Source organism: Methylomonas sp. Kb3 (genome assembly GCF_002834115.1).
Classification (GTDB): Bacteria; Pseudomonadota; Gammaproteobacteria; order Methylococcales; family Methylomonadaceae; genus Methylomonas; species Methylomonas defluvii.
This window is the reverse complement of record NZ_PIZT01000010.1, coordinates 229,966-244,194: the sequence shown is the minus strand read 5'-3', so window position 1 is coordinate 244,194 and position 14,229 is coordinate 229,966. Positions and strand designations below refer to the sequence as shown.

Sequence of the window (14,229 nt, the reverse complement as noted above, 5' to 3'; positions counted from 1 at the left end):
AATGATCGCTACTGGAGCCGGCACTGCAACGGCCGGCGCCAGTAAATCAAAAGCCCCTGTGCTTATTCGACAATACTATCGACCTTGCCGTTTTTAAATTTCACTACAAAGCGGTTGAACAGGTTGGACCAGTAAGTCCAGTCGTCGCCGTCCAGCGAGGGTGTGACGTGCTGCGGCGGATAACCAATAGCGGCCAGTACGGCTTTTTTGCTCATGCCTGTCTTCACCTGCCCTGCCAAAATACTTTCGCGCTCGGTGGGGGTAAATTGATTTAGGTCTACCTTGCCGGTGCCGGCGATTTTACTGAAGGCAATCGGCATATCGTCCTTGGTAAATTTCTGCACGTTTTCGACCGTAATCAGTTGACCACTGGACTCCACCCTAAGCACCGCCTCGTCGGAGGTCAGCTTCAGCAGCGCTACTGGCGTATTGATCGGAATCAATTGGCCTTTACGGTAATTGGTGGTGCGGAACCGGTTCTGCTCTTGGAACAGGCTGAACTGCGTATAGTAAACCTGAGCGGGCTGGACAGTCGCCGCCGCGCCTTCGCCGGGTTTAAGCTCTTTTTTACAACCTACCGCCAAAACAGCCAGACACAGCAGCATCAAAATGTAGTTTTTTCTGAACATCTCCAAAATCCCCGAGTAAAAGGTTAAGAAAAAGCTGGCGCCGGTCTAAATATAGCGCCGCGAGGGCAGACCAGATAGTACAGCCTGGAAAATCCAAAAAACAAGCAATCGTATTAAGCACAAAAAATGGTGTGCGGTCTAGCTGGGCTATGGCGCTTCGATTTTAATTCCGAGTTTTTCCAGAAACACCGCCGGCGAAGCGAAACACATTTCGCGGCTGACCGCATCAACGGCGGCCTGGATGGTATGGCCCTTGGCTAATACTTCGCCGGTTTCGGCATCGGCAACCCGATATTTAATCTTCATCCGGTATTCCCATTCCACCAACTCGGCCGATACCCGAATCCGCTGCTCGAACTGCGCGGGACGCACGTAACGCAATTGCAAATCCACAATCGGCCAGACGTAACCGGTTTCTTTCATGGCCATATAACCGTAGCCGATTTTGTCCAGCATCGCGCAGCGGGCAATCTCGATGTACTTGCAATAATGGCCGTGCCAGGCAATATTCAATAGATCGATGTCATGAAAAGGCACGGTCAATTCGACTTCGGCGCGCAGCATATTATTTGTCCTCGGCAGCTGCATCGCCCGCAGCTGTCTTGCTCCAATACGGATAAAAATTAAACCATTGTAGCGGCGCTATCCGGCAGTAGGCTTCCAGTCGTTCGGCATATTGTCGCGCCAGTTTTTTCAGCATGTCTTGCCTTTTGGGTTCACCGCGCGGGATGCGGATAGATTCCGCAAAGTGTTCCAGATGGATTTTGAATCGACCGTTCACCGGAAAGCAAAACAAGGTATATACCGGGCAACGCAACAGCGAAGCCAGCAGATACGGGCCTTGCGGAAATTCGGCGTCCTCTCCCAGAAAGCTGGCCGACACCGTGCGGCCGCCTTGCACCGGAATTCGGTCACCGACCATCACCAGAAATTCGCCGCGCTCGATCTTTTCCTGCAAGGTAATTGCAATGGCGGGACTTAACTCCGTCACTTGAATTAGTTGGATGGTGGCGCTGCCGCGGCTGCCGAGCAGCCGGTTGAATTTCTCGGCATGTTTGGTATGCACCAAGATGTTGAGATGAATGTGGCCGCGCATCGTGGCGATGGCCTGGCAAATTTCCAGGTTACCGATGTGTCCGGACAGTAGCATGGCCCCGCGCTTTTGTTCGATCAAATCCAACAGGAGCTGACGATTAGGAAAGTCTACTTGCTCAGGCGTGATGTTACCGGTCCACACTACGATTTTATCCAGCAAGGTTTCGCCGAAGCTCAAAAAATGCAGGTAACTCTGCCAGAGTCCGCTGCCCAAACCCAACGCCGGGTAAAAATCGGCCAAATGGCGCAAATATTCCCTGGAAGACTCGCGGGCAAGACGCCCGGCCAGAAAGTAGTAACTGACCACCGGCCGCAAAAACAGACGAAATACCCAGCGGCCGAACAGCCGATACACCCACACCAGAGCCTGTATACCCAAAAGCAGGCTGTTTTCCTCCACGGCTGCCCAATGCCGGGCGGCGGTGTTCGCGGGCTTCATCGAAAATGCCTCAGCAGCAGTTTGGGCCAGCGTAACAACATACCGAAAAATAAACAGGCATGAGTCTGACTGAGCAGCAGATTGTCCTCCAAAGCCCGGAAATGCGATAAGCCGTCCAGCGGGTAGCGCACCTGAGTGGGAATGGAGATGACTGTCACGCCTTGCCAATAAAGCCGCACCAAAATCTCCGTATCAAAACCCATGCGATTTTCCATGGCTTGGCTTTGAATCAACTTTGCGCAAGACGCCAGCGGGTAAACCCGGTAGCCGCACATCGAGTCGGGGATGGCGAAAGACAGCGTGTTGATATGTACCCAAATATGGGTCAGGTAGCGGGCGTAGTAGCGCAGTTTAGGAATCGATGCGTCGAATAGCGCTCGACCGATAACTGCCGCTTCCGGCGCTTGTTTGGCGGCGCTTAGAAATTTATTCACATCGTTTAAATCGTGCTGGCCGTCGGCATCGATTTGCAGCGCGTGCGAAAACCCTTGGGCTTGAGCCGCCAGAATGCCGGCCTTGACCGCCGCACCCTTGCCTTGGTTAACCTCCAGCCTGATACTTTGCACCCAGGCATATTGCTCGGCTAAGCCGCGAATCACCTCGGCGCAGGCCGCATCGCTACCGTCATCCACCAATAGGCACGGCAGTTGATGCGTAGCCAAGCGCTCAACAATGCCTAGGAGCGGCTTTTCGTGGTTATAAACCGGAATCAAGATGCAGGGATTAAAGGTGGTGGTCATGAAAGTAAATTCTACCCGAGCTGTATTCGCAGGTCGCCGAACGGTAACAAAATGTCAATTTGCCGGCTTGTTGCAGATAGTGCAATGCCAATTCCAGCTCCTGTCCAGGTAACAATAGCTCTTTGAATTTTACCGATTCCATATGACTGAAGTCGCGGGTTAAACCCAGGTATTGCCGGGCATAATGCGCCGCCCATTGGATTTGCACGACTCCGGGCACCACCGCAATTTCGTCGAAATGACCGTTGAAATAAGTCAGATCTTTGGGAATGCGCAAAGCCAACACCCTACCATCAGCCTGAATGTGTTCGCCTAGCGTTTCCGGAAACAAAACGCCTGGTGCGCTTCCCTGATTTTTCATACTCAAAAGCTGGCCTTCACTTTGCGGCGTACCGCCATTTCTGCTGCCATTAACAAACCCATCAGCACATACGAGATACAACCATTGTAAAGGCTCCACAACCAGCGGTCGCCATACCAAATAGTCAGCAAGGAAATTGCCGCGTTGCCCAGAAAAAAAACGCTCCACACCAGCGTCACTTTCCGGGTATACAGCACGCCGTGGGCGGGCAGATCCGGAAATTCCAGCCTGGCCAGGCGTTCCACTACCGTCGGCGGATGGATCAAACTGAAGGCAAATACCGCAAAAAACAGCAGACTAACAAACACCGGATAAGCCAGCAGCCAGTCGGCATCGTTAACCAGTGCGCTCAGCAATAGAAACAGCGCGCAGGCCAATATCAACCTAGACTCGGCTACAGCCACCGATTTACGCTGTTTTTGCAGCCAGTAACGCAGCAAGAACAATCCAGCTAGCCCTAAAGCCATGGAACGGGGTTGAAAGTAATCTGCGGAAAACCAAATCAGAAAGGGATAGCTGACCGTCGCGGCCCCGATAATCACATTCAGGATGATTTGCCGAGACTCTGCTGGAGGTTTTGGGCAAATGCGGGTGTCTGGATTTGCCTGAATCTTGGTCAGGACCCGATTGGTGAAAAAATCTTTAAACATCCAGGCTTATTCAGCACTGATCCGGTAAACAGTATCCACCACGTCCTGGATGGTGCGGGCATTTTTGAAATCCTCGGGATTGATGCGTTTGCCGGTAATCTCGCGCAGCCTGACCATCAAATCCACCGCATCGATGCTGTCGATGTCCAAATCCTGCCGCAAGTTAGCCTCCAAGGTGATGTCCTCGGGCGTTAACTCGAACATTTCCGACATCAATTCTCTTAAGGTGGCGAATACGTCTTCTTGGGTCTTCATACGGGTGTTGTTTCCTATTGCGATACTCGACTCGGCCTGACAATCGCTCTAAAGCCTCGATTTAGCGAGTATCGGTTGATATTGTATTGTCCTCTGGCACCACTCCAAGCGCCAAAGTATCTGTGCCAACCGCGCGATAAATTACTACGCCAAACAGGGATTATACCCTGGGTTACGGCAGATCGCTTAGGCCGCTGGCAATCGAGTTATGAAACTCGTCCAAACGCCAATGCCAGATTGCCCTGTCCTGCCGACATGATCCGCTTTGCCGGCCGGATATGACTGCTTGCACGAAATTGGGCAAGCCCTTTTCCGGCATTGCCGTGCCATTTGCCGGCTCGCGCGTCAGCTGCAATTGCGGCCCGGCACTGGCTGATCGCCCCAGCGTCATTGCCAAAGCCCAGGTCGTTTGACTGCCGGGCAGATAAGACAAATAAGCCTCCGGCAAAGGCTGTTCATAACAGACGAGCAAAACCTGGGGAACATCCAGCAACATGCCGCCTGCTTCCATAAAAGCCGCATACAGCCCTTCCGTACCGCCGGCCAAGGCTACATACGGTAAATAGCTTGTACTATGGAAACTGGACAAGCCGGCGATGGCATTATGCACGCACTGGCTGAAGCGGCTGGGCGAAACATGTTCGCCCTCTGCCAACTCTTCAAGCATCTCGAAATAATACTGGCTTTCGCCATGGCTTGAGAAAAATACCGAGGGCATATCGCCGTTTTCGCTACGACTGCGCCAGGCCACAGCGCAGGCCGCTCTGGCTAAAGGTGATAATCTGCGCCTTTGCATCGCCGGTAAAAACCCCACATCGGCCTTACCTTGGTTATACGGCAATATTTCACCGTTGGGCCAGCTAGTGGTTTGGGGCTCCGGCGCGGATTGCCAGAAACACCAGTGCTTTACTGTGAAAGCCAAACGGCTTTCCCTGCCTGACTCGGCCATGTTCTCGGTCAACTCAGCTATCCCAGCGCTGTAAAACCAAAGATGTGTTGATGCCGCCAAACGCAAAATTATTACTAACGATGTAGTCGGCGTGGATATGACGGCCGTCGCTGGTCAGATAATCCAGCTCGGCACAACGCGGATCGAGATTATCCAGGTTCAAATTGGGATGAAACCAGCCTTCCCTCAGCATCTGAATTGCCACCATGGCTTCCAAGGCCCCACAAGCACCCAAGGTATGACCAGTGAAACTTTTCAAACTGCTAATCGGGGTGTTGCCGCCAAACACTGCGGCCGTTGCATGACTTTCGGCAATGTCGCCCTGCTCAGTGGCAGTGCCGTGAGCACTGATATAAGCAATTTGCTGCGGCTCAAGCTGTGCATCCCGTAAGGCCAGACGCATCACCACCTGCATTGTGTCGGCATTGGGCTGCGTGGCGTGCACACCGTCGGCATTGGTGGCAAACCCGGCAACTTCGGCGTAGATCCGCGCGCCGCGCGCCACAGCGCGTTCCCGTTCCTCCAATACCAAGGTACAAGCACCCTCCCCTATCACCAAACCGTCGCGGTCGCGGTCGAAAGGCCGCGGAGTCAGATTTGGTTCGCTGTTACGGGTGCTGGTGGCGTAGAGCGCATCGAATAACGCCGCTTCGGTCGGGCAAAGCTCTTCCGCGCCGCCCGCCAGCATCACGTCCTGCAAACCATATTTGATCGCTTCGTAGGCGTAACCGATGCCCTGACTGCCTGAGGTACACGCACTGACAGAAGGTATGACCCGGCCGCGCACCTGAAAAAACAAGGCCACGTTGGCGCAGGTGGTGTGGCCCATCATCTTTAAATAGGTGGTGGCATTCAGATTGCCAATGTCGTGATTAATCAGCATTCTGCCGAAATCGGCGATAGCCGGCGTCGATCCGACTGACGAACCGTAGGCTACACCGGTGCGGCCGCTGCTGATAATCGGATCACCCAGCAAACCGGCATCAAGCATAGCCAGTTCCGTAGCCCGAGTTGCCATTAACGAGACTCGGCCCATGCTGCGGGTGTTTTTGCGGGTGTAATGGCCCGGCAGCGTGAAATTTTCCACTGCCCCCGCTAAACGGGTCAGCAGGCCGTTATAAATTTCCCATTCCGGAATGTAACGAATGCCGGATTGCTTGGCTAAAAGGCTGCCGCGTATTTCCTGCCAATCGTTGCCAATTGGCGAAAAACCGGCCATGCCGGTCACGACGACGCGGCGGGTCAACACAAACCTCCATTCACCGAAATCACTTGCCGGGTAATGTAAGCGGCATCTTCGGACATCAAAAACGCCACCAAGGCCGCGACTTCTTCCGGCGTGCCTAAGCGTTTGGCAGGTACGGCGGCAAGGGCTTCTTCAAGGGGCAAGCCTTCCAGCATCTCGGTTTCGATTAAACCGGGGGCCACACAATTGACGGTGATTTTGCGTTTCGCCAACTCCACCGCCAGCGCTTTGGTGGCGCCGATAATGCCGGCTTTGGCCGCGCTGTAATTGACTTGGCCGCGGTTGCCGACTAAACCGGACACGGAAGACAGCGTGACGATGCGTCCCGGTTTACGGCGTTGTATCATCGGCATAACCAGCGGATAAAGCACGTTGTAAAAACCATCCAGATTACTGCGCAACACCTGGTCCCAATCCTCGCCGCTCAGCGCTGGAAAGGCATTGTCTCGGGAAAGGCCGGCATTGCACACCACACCATAGTAGGCGCCATGGGCTTGAATATCGTTTTCCAAACTGTCTTTGGCCGCATGGCGGTCGGCTAAATCAAAGCTCAGTACGCGCGCCTGGCGGCCCATCTCGACAATCTGTTGTTTCACTTGCTCGGCTTCATTCAGCCGACTACGGCAATGCAGCACAATATCGTAGCCCTCGCGAGCAAGGCGCAGGGCGATGGCTTTGCCGATGCCTCGGCTGGATCCCGTGACCAGGATGGTGGGTTGGTTCATATTCCTTTTCCGGCGAGAAATTTTTGCGAATCCTGTGGCAGCAACACATTCAACTTCGAGCGGGCCTTAATATTTTTCCCGGTTATCGTGCAGTCAAACACGGACATATCATTGGCGGCCTCGATAATTTTTTCCGCACTGACGGTCAGTTTGGCACCACAGGGAAAACTGCCGACTGAACATTCGAAGTAGCGAGTGCCTAATAAAAACCCCAAACCAATCGCTTCGCCTCGGCACTTGCGGTGATAACCGGAGTAGGCGGCAATAGTTTGCGCCATGTATTCCAAACCTACCCAGGCCGGCACGCTGTGATCGCCACACGAAAACAGGCCGTCGTCGCGCACCTGCAATTCGACCACGATATGGCTGTCACTTACTTCCAGGACCCGGTCCAACAGCACCATACGCCCGGACTGAGGTACTAGGGATTCGATGGCATAGGGAAAAGCCGCTGGACTGTCAGGGATGTCCAATGAGCAGGGACACATTGTTTCCGCCGAATGAAAAAGAGTTGCTAAGGCAGTATTGTAGCGGCTTTGGCTGCTGGTTTTCCAGCCCGACCAAGTTTAGTCGAGTCATGTCCGGGTCAGGTTCGCCATCCCAAAGATGCGCAGGTAAACACCTTTCTTGATGTAAATCAGACAGTAGCAACCAGCATAAACCTGCTTCCAGCGCACCGGCCGCACCCAAACAATGGCCGGTGGACGGTTTGCTGGAGCTGCATGCCGTATCGCTACCGAACAACTGCGCAACCGCCCGATTTTCCATCGCATCGTTTTGCCAGGTGGCCGTGCCGTGCAGGTTGATGTAATCGATTTGCTCAGGCTTTAGCTGTGCATCGGCCAATGCCGCCTGCATTGCCAGTAACGCGCAGCTACCGTCAGGGCGCGGCGCAGAAATATGATAGGCATCGGCACTGGCCCCAACACCCAGCAACGCGATGTCTCCAGGCTCGCGCGTCATCAAAAATAAAGCCGCACCTTCGCCTATCGTCGTGCCGTCGCGGTTTTTACTGAACGGATTGCAAGTGGTTTTGCTAAGGGCACCCAATGCAAAAAAGCCTTCCAGCGTGGTGTGGCATAAACTGTCGGCACCGCCCACTACGACCGCATCGCAGACGCCCAAGCGCAGCAGGCGGCGCGCGGAAGCCAAGGCATTGGCACTGGATGAACACGTGGTGGAGACGGTGTAGGCCGGGCCGCGAACGTCCAGGTACGCCGCCAAAAACTCCGCTACGCCACCCAATTCCTGCTGCTTGTAGTGATAGTGACCAGGCATGCTCCCGCTTGCCCGCAACACTTGCACCGCACTTTCACCCTCGGCAATCCCCGAGGTACTAGTGCCTACCACTATGCCAACGCGATCTGCGCCGTAACGAACTATGGCGGTGCTGATAGCGGACTCGATCTGGCAAAGCGCCGACAACAGCAAACGGTTATTGCGGCAATCGTATTGTTTAAGTTTGGCGGGAATGGCCGGTAATTCCGTTAGCACGCCGAATGCGGGAATAGCCGAATCCAGCCAGGTCGGTGGAACAGGCTGAACAGAACCTCCGGCAAGCCATGCGGCTAAGATGTCAGCCTTGCTGCCGCCCAGCGCACAGACCAGACCTAAATCATGTAAATACAAATGACACCGCTCAGGCAGTTTGATAAGTTGCCAAGATGGCCTCGATTTTCTTAGCACTGCGCTGCGTCATGGGGTTTTCCTCGTCCCAGGCATAGCCAGCAAGAATGGAACAAATCATGGCCTTGACGCTGGCCAACTGATTTTCCTCGAAAATAATTTGCTGAAAACGGCCATCGTACCAAGCCTCCACATAAGCCCGAAATACCTCTATGCCCTTGCGCAAAGCCCGCTCGTATTCGATAGACCAGTTTACCGGCTCACCGCGTAATTGCCGGTCAACCAAGGGTACGGCCAACGCGGCGGATTTCATCGCAATCGTCACGCCGGATGAAAACACCGGATCCAAAAATTCGCCGGCATTGCCGAGTAACGCAAAGCCCTGTCCATAGAGTTGCTTGACGTTGGCCGAGTAGCCGCCGATGGTGTTAGCCGGGGTATCGAAACGGGCGTTGGTCAACAGCTCGGCGAGACGTGGCTCTTCGAAGGCAATGTCCTTTAACACTTCCAGCGGCTCTCCGCTGCGCTGGTCCAGAAAACCCGCGGGCGTCACCACACCGAGCGAGCTTCTGCCGTTACTGAACGGAATCAGCCAGTACCAGATTTCATGAAATTTCGGATGAATGGCAATTAAAATTTTATTGCGGTCGTAATCGGATACAGTAATCCGATCCTCGATATGCGTGAACAGCGCGCGGCGCGGCGACAATGACGAAGGCGTTTCCAGATCCAATAATCTTGGCAAGACCCTGCCAAAACCGCTGGCATCCAATACCATCTTTGCCCGCCATTGCTTGTGCACACCGTTGGCATCCACGCTGGTCAGGCTGGCTTGCTCAGGATTACTAAAATCGGCAGACTGGATGGTTTGTTGATAATGAATAGGCACGCCGGCCGCTTCGGCGCTATCGGCCAACACCTTATCGAAATGGGCGCGCGGTACTTGAAAGGTGGTGCCCCAGCCTGGGCTAAATTTCTGGGTGAAATCGAATTCGGTGAGTTTGCCGGCTCTGGAAAATGCCGCGCCGTTTTTGAATTGAAAACCTTCCGCCGTCACGGCCGGCAGCATGTCAGCGGCTTCCATGAAAGCCATGCACTGCGGTAGCAGGCTTTCGCCAATCGAAAAGCGCGGAAACTGTTCCTTTTCCAGAATCACCACTTGGTGACCGAGTTGTTTCAGCATCTTGGCAGCCACGCTGCCGGAGGGGCCGGCCCCGATAATCAATACATCTGCATCCATTTACTTACCAACCCTCTTATCCGGTTAAAATACTTCCAGTACAAAATTCAGAAACAGCGGCAATGCCGCTAAGTTAACGTTCTTCCCCCGTTGGAAAAGTACCCATATGGGCATGAAGGGGCTCGAGGGGGATTTATTTATGAAATCTCCCCTGCCCCTCTTTTTCAAAGAGGGGAATTAACAACGCCAAAGCATAACTTAACGGCATTGCACCGAATAGAATAAAGCCCATTCCATGCAGGAATCCCACAAAATCCCCGCCCCACCGACACCACTATATTCTAACCACACAGCGCCGTTTGCCCTCTACAACGACCATGTGGTAAGCCGCGGCAATTTATGGGCGGACGTGGCGGCCCTGGCCGCGCAATTGCCGGACCAGCCCTATCAATTTAATTTATGCGAAAACCGCTACCTGTTTTGCCTGTGCCTGTTAGCGGCGGCGGTACGCGGGCAGATTTGCCTGCTGCCACCCGCCGGGCAAATGGCGGTTATTCTGGAAATTCTGCGCGACTATCCAGGCGCGTATATCGCCAGAGAACACGCGCCTCAGCAAAAGGGTTTGGATTGGTTCGAAGTCATCGCGCCAAACGCTGCAAGCGCAGCATCGCCACCCGATTTCGACTGGCAGCGCACCGCCGTGATTGCCTTCACCTCCGGCAGCACCGGCAAACCCAAGCCCTGCCCGCATAGCCTGCATACCTTTAAAACCTCCGCCGAAATGGCGGTCAGCAGCCTGGGATTAGCCAAGCAGCAACTATTGATGCTCTCCACCACCCCGCCGCAACATATGTACGGCCTGGAAACCTCGGTATTTTGGCCGCTGTTTTCCCAACTGGTGCTGCACGACGGCCGGCCGTTTTTCGCCGAAGACATCCGGCAAACGATGAATACCGCGCCTTGGCCCGTTGTGCTGGCGTCAACACCGACCCATTTGCGTTCCTTAATCAAAACCACCGGCGCTTGGGACAATCTGGCCGGCATAATTTCTGCCACCGACACTTTATCCGCAAAGCTGGCCGGTGAAACCGCGGCAATTTTAGGGCAATCCCCCCGCGAAATCTATGGCAGCACCGAAACCCTGTCGTTTGCCAGCCGCGAGACCTTACTTGAGAACCCGTGGCGACCTTACGACGGTTGCCGCTTGCATCAATATGAAAGCGGGCAAAGCTGTCTGCAAGCTGCGCATTTGCCGATAGCAGTGCCTTTGCAAGACACTGTGCAGATCCAAGCCGACGGCTGTTTTACCGTATTGGGCCGGGATCAAGACATGGTGAAAATCGGCGGCAAGCGCGCGTCCCTGACCGAACTGAATCGTCGCTTGCTGGACATAGACGGCGTAGACGACGGTGTTTGTTTCATCCAGGATAATGGCCGACTGGCCGCTGTCGTGGTCAGCAAACTAGACAGCCAAGCCATTCGGCGGGGTCTACAGCCCTATCTGGATGAGGTGTTTCTGCCGCGAAAAATTCATTTTGTTACTAAGATTCCGAGAAACGGGACAGGTAAGCTGGCAAAAACCGAACTGGAAAATCTGTTAGAAAGTTTAAGTTAGACGACTTGCCAGGCGCGATGCGCAGGCCAGATTAATCATGCCGCTTTGCGTCTGCCGGCAGCTTATCGAACAAGGGGTTTTTGGCGATCGCATAATGCTCCGGGTAATACACAGCCGCGAGATGTAAACCATGCGGGGGGGCGGTCATCGCAGCTTGGGAGCGGTCTTTAGTCTCCAAAAGTTCGGCAGTCCAATCCACCGGCCGCCGGCCCATACCGATTTCCATCAATACCCCGGCGATATTTCTGACCATATGATGCAAAAAGGCATTGGCGCAGAGATCGATGATCACCCGCTGATCGTCGCGGTATACATCAATAAAATGCATCAAGCGGTTGGGACTGACCGATTGACAACTCTGCGCGCGAAACGAGGAAAAATCGTGTTCACCCAGTAGCACCTGCGCGGCTTGATGCATGGCTTGCTCGTCCAGCGGCTGGTAACACCAGGTAGCCTGAGTTCTTAGCAAAGCCGACTTCATCGGCCGATTCAAAATCACATACCGATAAGCGCGGGCGATGGCGCTGTAGCGAGCATGAAAGTCGCCCAGCGCCGTTTGTGCCCAGATAATACGGATGTCATCCGGCAAATGGCTGTTGCCGCCCATCAACCAGCCGCGCATATCGCGCTCTGTGTCGCAATCAAAATGCACCACTTGTTCCAGCGCATGCACGCCAGCATCGGTGCGGCCCGCGCAAAGTACGGTAATCGGTTGATTGGCGATTTTACTCAAGGCTTTTTCCAACTGGCCTTGCACGGTCGCTTTACCGTCCTGCCATTGCCAGCCGGCGTAAGCACTGCCGTCGTATTCGACGCCTAAAACGATGCGCGGCATATCGGTTGCTGTTTATTCATGAATCCACACCCGGCAACCCACGGCAATCTGCTCGAATAAGTTGATCAGATCGGCGTTGAGCATGCGAATACAGCCGTGCGACTCCGGTTTACCTTGCATCAATTCGTCTGGTGTGCCGTGGATATAGATATAACGCCATGTGGTGTCCACATCGCCGTAGCGGTTTTTGCCCGGTTCCAAGCCGCCCAGCCACAGGATGCGGCTGAGAATCCAGTCGCGTTGCGGATGCTGCGCAGCCAGCTCTGGCGTGTAGATTTCGCCGGTTGGCCGCCGGCCTGCCAGTACGCTGTTGATCGGCAGGCCGGCACCGATTTTGGCGCGGATCTTATGCCAGCCGGTCGGCGTGCAGTAGCTGCCTTTTTTTTCGCCGGGGCCGTTTTTAGCGGTAGAGACCGGAAATTGGGCCAACACCTCGCTGCCGTGTACTAAGTGCAGGCGCTGCTCGGCAATGGCGATGTCCAAATAAGGCGCTGCAAAGTGATAGTGCTGCGTTGCCGCAGAACCCTGAATCATTTTACAAACAAGGCTATCGATTCGACATGCGCGGTTTGCGGGAACATGTCCATCACCCCGGCCTTAACCAACTTGTAACCCAGCTCGTTCACCAAAATTCCGGCATCGCGGGCCAAGGTGGATGGGTTGCAAGATACGTAAACAATCCGCTCCGGTTGCCAGTGTTTCAAGTTGTGTAACACTTCCGATGCGCCGGCCCGCGATGGGTCCAGCAACACCTTGGTAAATTTTTGCTTGGACCAGGGTTGGTCTTTCAAATCCTTAGTCAGATCGGCGACATGAAATTCAACATTATCCAGGTTATTCAACTTGGCATTTTCCCGAGCGTGCTTGACCAGCGGCAAGTCGCCTTCCACACCGACGACCTGACCCGCCTGGGTCGCCAGTGGTAGGGTGAAATTACCCAAGCCGCAGAATAAATCCAGCACCCTGTCGTCTTTGCTTAATTCCAGCGCTGCCAAGGCCCGCGTCACCATCTTTTGATTGATCTGATAATTGACTTGGGTAAACATCGCCGGGCGGAAATTGAACTTAACGCCTTGTTCGGCTAGGGCGTAACTCGGAATGACTTCCGGCTCGCCGTCCAAAGGCACGATGGTATCCGGACCTTTCGGCTGCAGACAAATGCTGAGCTGATGTTGATGGGCAAACTCGCGCAGCCGTCGTTTATCGGCATCGGTCGGTGGCTCCAGCACTCGAAACGCCAGTACGCATTCCTTATCGCCAATCGCCACTTCGATTTGCGGAATTTTGTCTTTCACCGTCAACCCGGCGATCATCTCACCCAAAGCGATCAGCTTCTCGCCGACGATGGGGTTCATCACTTTACAGCTATCGATTTCCGCTAAAAACGGATTGCGCCGCTCGCGAAAACCCACTAACACCCTATTCTTTTTCGCCACCCATTTCACGCCCATCCGCGCCTTGCTGCGATACCCCCAGTGCGGGCCGGTCAAAGCTTCCCAGATTTGCGGAATCTCGACTTTACCGATGCGGCGGAACTGATCGTGCAGCAAGTCCTCTTTGAAATTGATCTGTTCGGCGTCATCGACATGTTGAAAACTGCAACCGCCGCAACTGCCGAAATGCGGACAAGCCGGTTCGACCCGATGCTCAGATCGGCTTATCAGATTGACCACTTTGCCTTCTGCATAGTCTTTACGACTGTCGGTGTAGACAAATTCCAGCGTTTCGCCGGGCAAGGCTTCGTCGATAAACACGACTTTGCCATTGACGTGGCTGACGCCGCGGCCATCGTGGGACAAAGATTCTATGGTAACGGTGACGGGGTCTAACGGGAGTTTTTTCTTGTGGGCCATTGTGCTCGATTGGGTGGGTTGGGTTAGCGTG

17 protein-coding genes are annotated in these 14,229 nt (G+C 54.3%); 1 reads left to right on the top strand and 16 read right to left on the bottom strand.

Annotated features, from left to right (window positions below):
- Nucleotides 1–62 precede the first annotated feature (62 nt).
- The 13 genes from CWO84_RS08400 to CWO84_RS08340 all read right to left on the bottom strand — a co-directional run bounded on the left by CWO84_RS08400 (nt 63) and on the right by CWO84_RS08340 (nt 9,955).
- On the bottom strand, nt 63–629 hold the full coding sequence (locus CWO84_RS08400; protein WP_101052299.1) for a hypothetical protein: 567 nt from the start codon (nt 627–629) through the stop codon (nt 63–65).
- A 147-nt stretch (nt 630–776) separates the two neighbouring features.
- Nucleotides 777–1,193, bottom strand: coding sequence for an acyl-CoA thioesterase (locus CWO84_RS08395; protein WP_101052298.1), 417 nt, complete (start codon nt 1,191–1,193; stop codon nt 777–779).
- Between the two features lies 1 nt (nt 1,194).
- Complete coding sequence (locus CWO84_RS08390; RefSeq protein WP_101052297.1) at nt 1,195–2,163, bottom strand: lipid A biosynthesis acyltransferase; 969 nt, start codon at nt 2,161–2,163, stop codon at nt 1,195–1,197.
- Complete coding sequence (locus tag CWO84_RS08385) at nt 2,160–2,903, bottom strand: glycosyltransferase family 2 protein (RefSeq protein ID WP_101052296.1); 744 nt, start codon at nt 2,901–2,903, stop codon at nt 2,160–2,162. Before CWO84_RS08385 ends, CWO84_RS08390 begins: the two co-directional genes overlap by 4 nt.
- Entirely contained in the window at nt 2,887–3,264 is a 378-nt protein-coding gene (locus tag CWO84_RS08380; RefSeq protein WP_101052295.1) for an AMP-dependent synthetase, read from the bottom strand. The genes CWO84_RS08385 and CWO84_RS08380 overlap by 17 nt, the downstream gene beginning before the upstream one ends.
- Before the next feature lie 2 nt (nt 3,265–3,266).
- Nucleotides 3,267–3,914, bottom strand: coding sequence for a hypothetical protein (locus tag CWO84_RS08375; RefSeq protein WP_101052294.1), 648 nt, complete (start codon nt 3,912–3,914; stop codon nt 3,267–3,269).
- A 6-nt stretch (nt 3,915–3,920) separates the two neighbouring features.
- A complete protein-coding gene (locus CWO84_RS08370; protein ID WP_101052293.1) occupies nt 3,921–4,169 on the bottom strand; it encodes an acyl carrier protein in 249 nt (82 codons plus the stop codon).
- 172 nt (nt 4,170–4,341) lie between these two features.
- Nucleotides 4,342–5,130 carry a beta-ketoacyl synthase chain length factor gene (locus tag CWO84_RS08365; RefSeq protein WP_051669872.1) on the bottom strand — a complete coding sequence of 263 codons (789 nt, stop codon included), beginning with the start codon at nt 5,128–5,130 and terminating at the stop codon, nt 4,342–4,344.
- Between the two features lies 1 nt (nt 5,131).
- Complete coding sequence (locus CWO84_RS08360) at nt 5,132–6,367, bottom strand: beta-ketoacyl-ACP synthase (protein ID WP_033156273.1); 1,236 nt, start codon at nt 6,365–6,367, stop codon at nt 5,132–5,134.
- Nucleotides 6,361–7,089: a 3-oxoacyl-ACP reductase FabG gene (gene fabG / locus CWO84_RS08355; protein WP_033156274.1), complete on the bottom strand. Its 729-nt coding sequence runs from the start codon at nt 7,087–7,089 to the stop codon at nt 6,361–6,363. The genes CWO84_RS08360 and fabG overlap by 7 nt, the downstream gene beginning before the upstream one ends.
- Entirely contained in the window at nt 7,086–7,577 is a 492-nt protein-coding gene (locus CWO84_RS08350; protein WP_225893097.1) for a 3-hydroxylacyl-ACP dehydratase, read from the bottom strand. Before CWO84_RS08350 ends, fabG begins: the two co-directional genes overlap by 4 nt.
- Entirely contained in the window at nt 7,549–8,718 is a 1,170-nt protein-coding gene (locus CWO84_RS08345; protein ID WP_101052292.1) for a beta-ketoacyl-ACP synthase, read from the bottom strand. Before CWO84_RS08345 ends, CWO84_RS08350 begins: the two co-directional genes overlap by 29 nt.
- Nucleotides 8,719–8,728: 10 nt before the next feature.
- Nucleotides 8,729–9,955 (bottom strand): NAD(P)/FAD-dependent oxidoreductase, encoded by a 1,227-nt coding sequence (locus CWO84_RS08340; protein WP_033156276.1) that lies wholly within the window; start codon nt 9,953–9,955, stop codon nt 8,729–8,731.
- 235 nt (nt 9,956–10,190) lie between these two features.
- Here CWO84_RS08340 and CWO84_RS08335 point away from each other — a divergent pair, with 235 nt between their 5' ends.
- The gene (locus tag CWO84_RS08335) at nt 10,191–11,510 is read left to right on the top strand and encodes an AMP-binding protein (protein ID WP_033156277.1); all 1,320 of its coding nucleotides are present in this window, start codon (nt 10,191–10,193) and stop codon (nt 11,508–11,510) included.
- A 31-nt stretch (nt 11,511–11,541) separates the two neighbouring features.
- Here CWO84_RS08335 and truA read toward each other — a convergent pair whose 3' ends face one another.
- The 3 genes from truA to rlmD are packed head-to-tail and all read right to left on the bottom strand — an operon-like array spanning nt 11,542 to nt 14,198.
- The gene (truA, locus tag CWO84_RS08330) at nt 11,542–12,345 is read right to left on the bottom strand and encodes a tRNA pseudouridine(38-40) synthase TruA (RefSeq protein WP_033156278.1); all 804 of its coding nucleotides are present in this window, start codon (nt 12,343–12,345) and stop codon (nt 11,542–11,544) included.
- 12 nt (nt 12,346–12,357) lie between these two features.
- A complete protein-coding gene (locus tag CWO84_RS08325; RefSeq protein WP_051669876.1) occupies nt 12,358–12,879 on the bottom strand; it encodes a L,D-transpeptidase in 522 nt (173 codons plus the stop codon).
- Nucleotides 12,876–14,198: a 23S rRNA (uracil(1939)-C(5))-methyltransferase RlmD gene (rlmD, locus tag CWO84_RS08320; RefSeq protein WP_033156279.1), complete on the bottom strand. Its 1,323-nt coding sequence runs from the start codon at nt 14,196–14,198 to the stop codon at nt 12,876–12,878. Before rlmD ends, CWO84_RS08325 begins: the two co-directional genes overlap by 4 nt.
- Between the last annotated feature and the right edge of the window lie 31 nt (nt 14,199–14,229).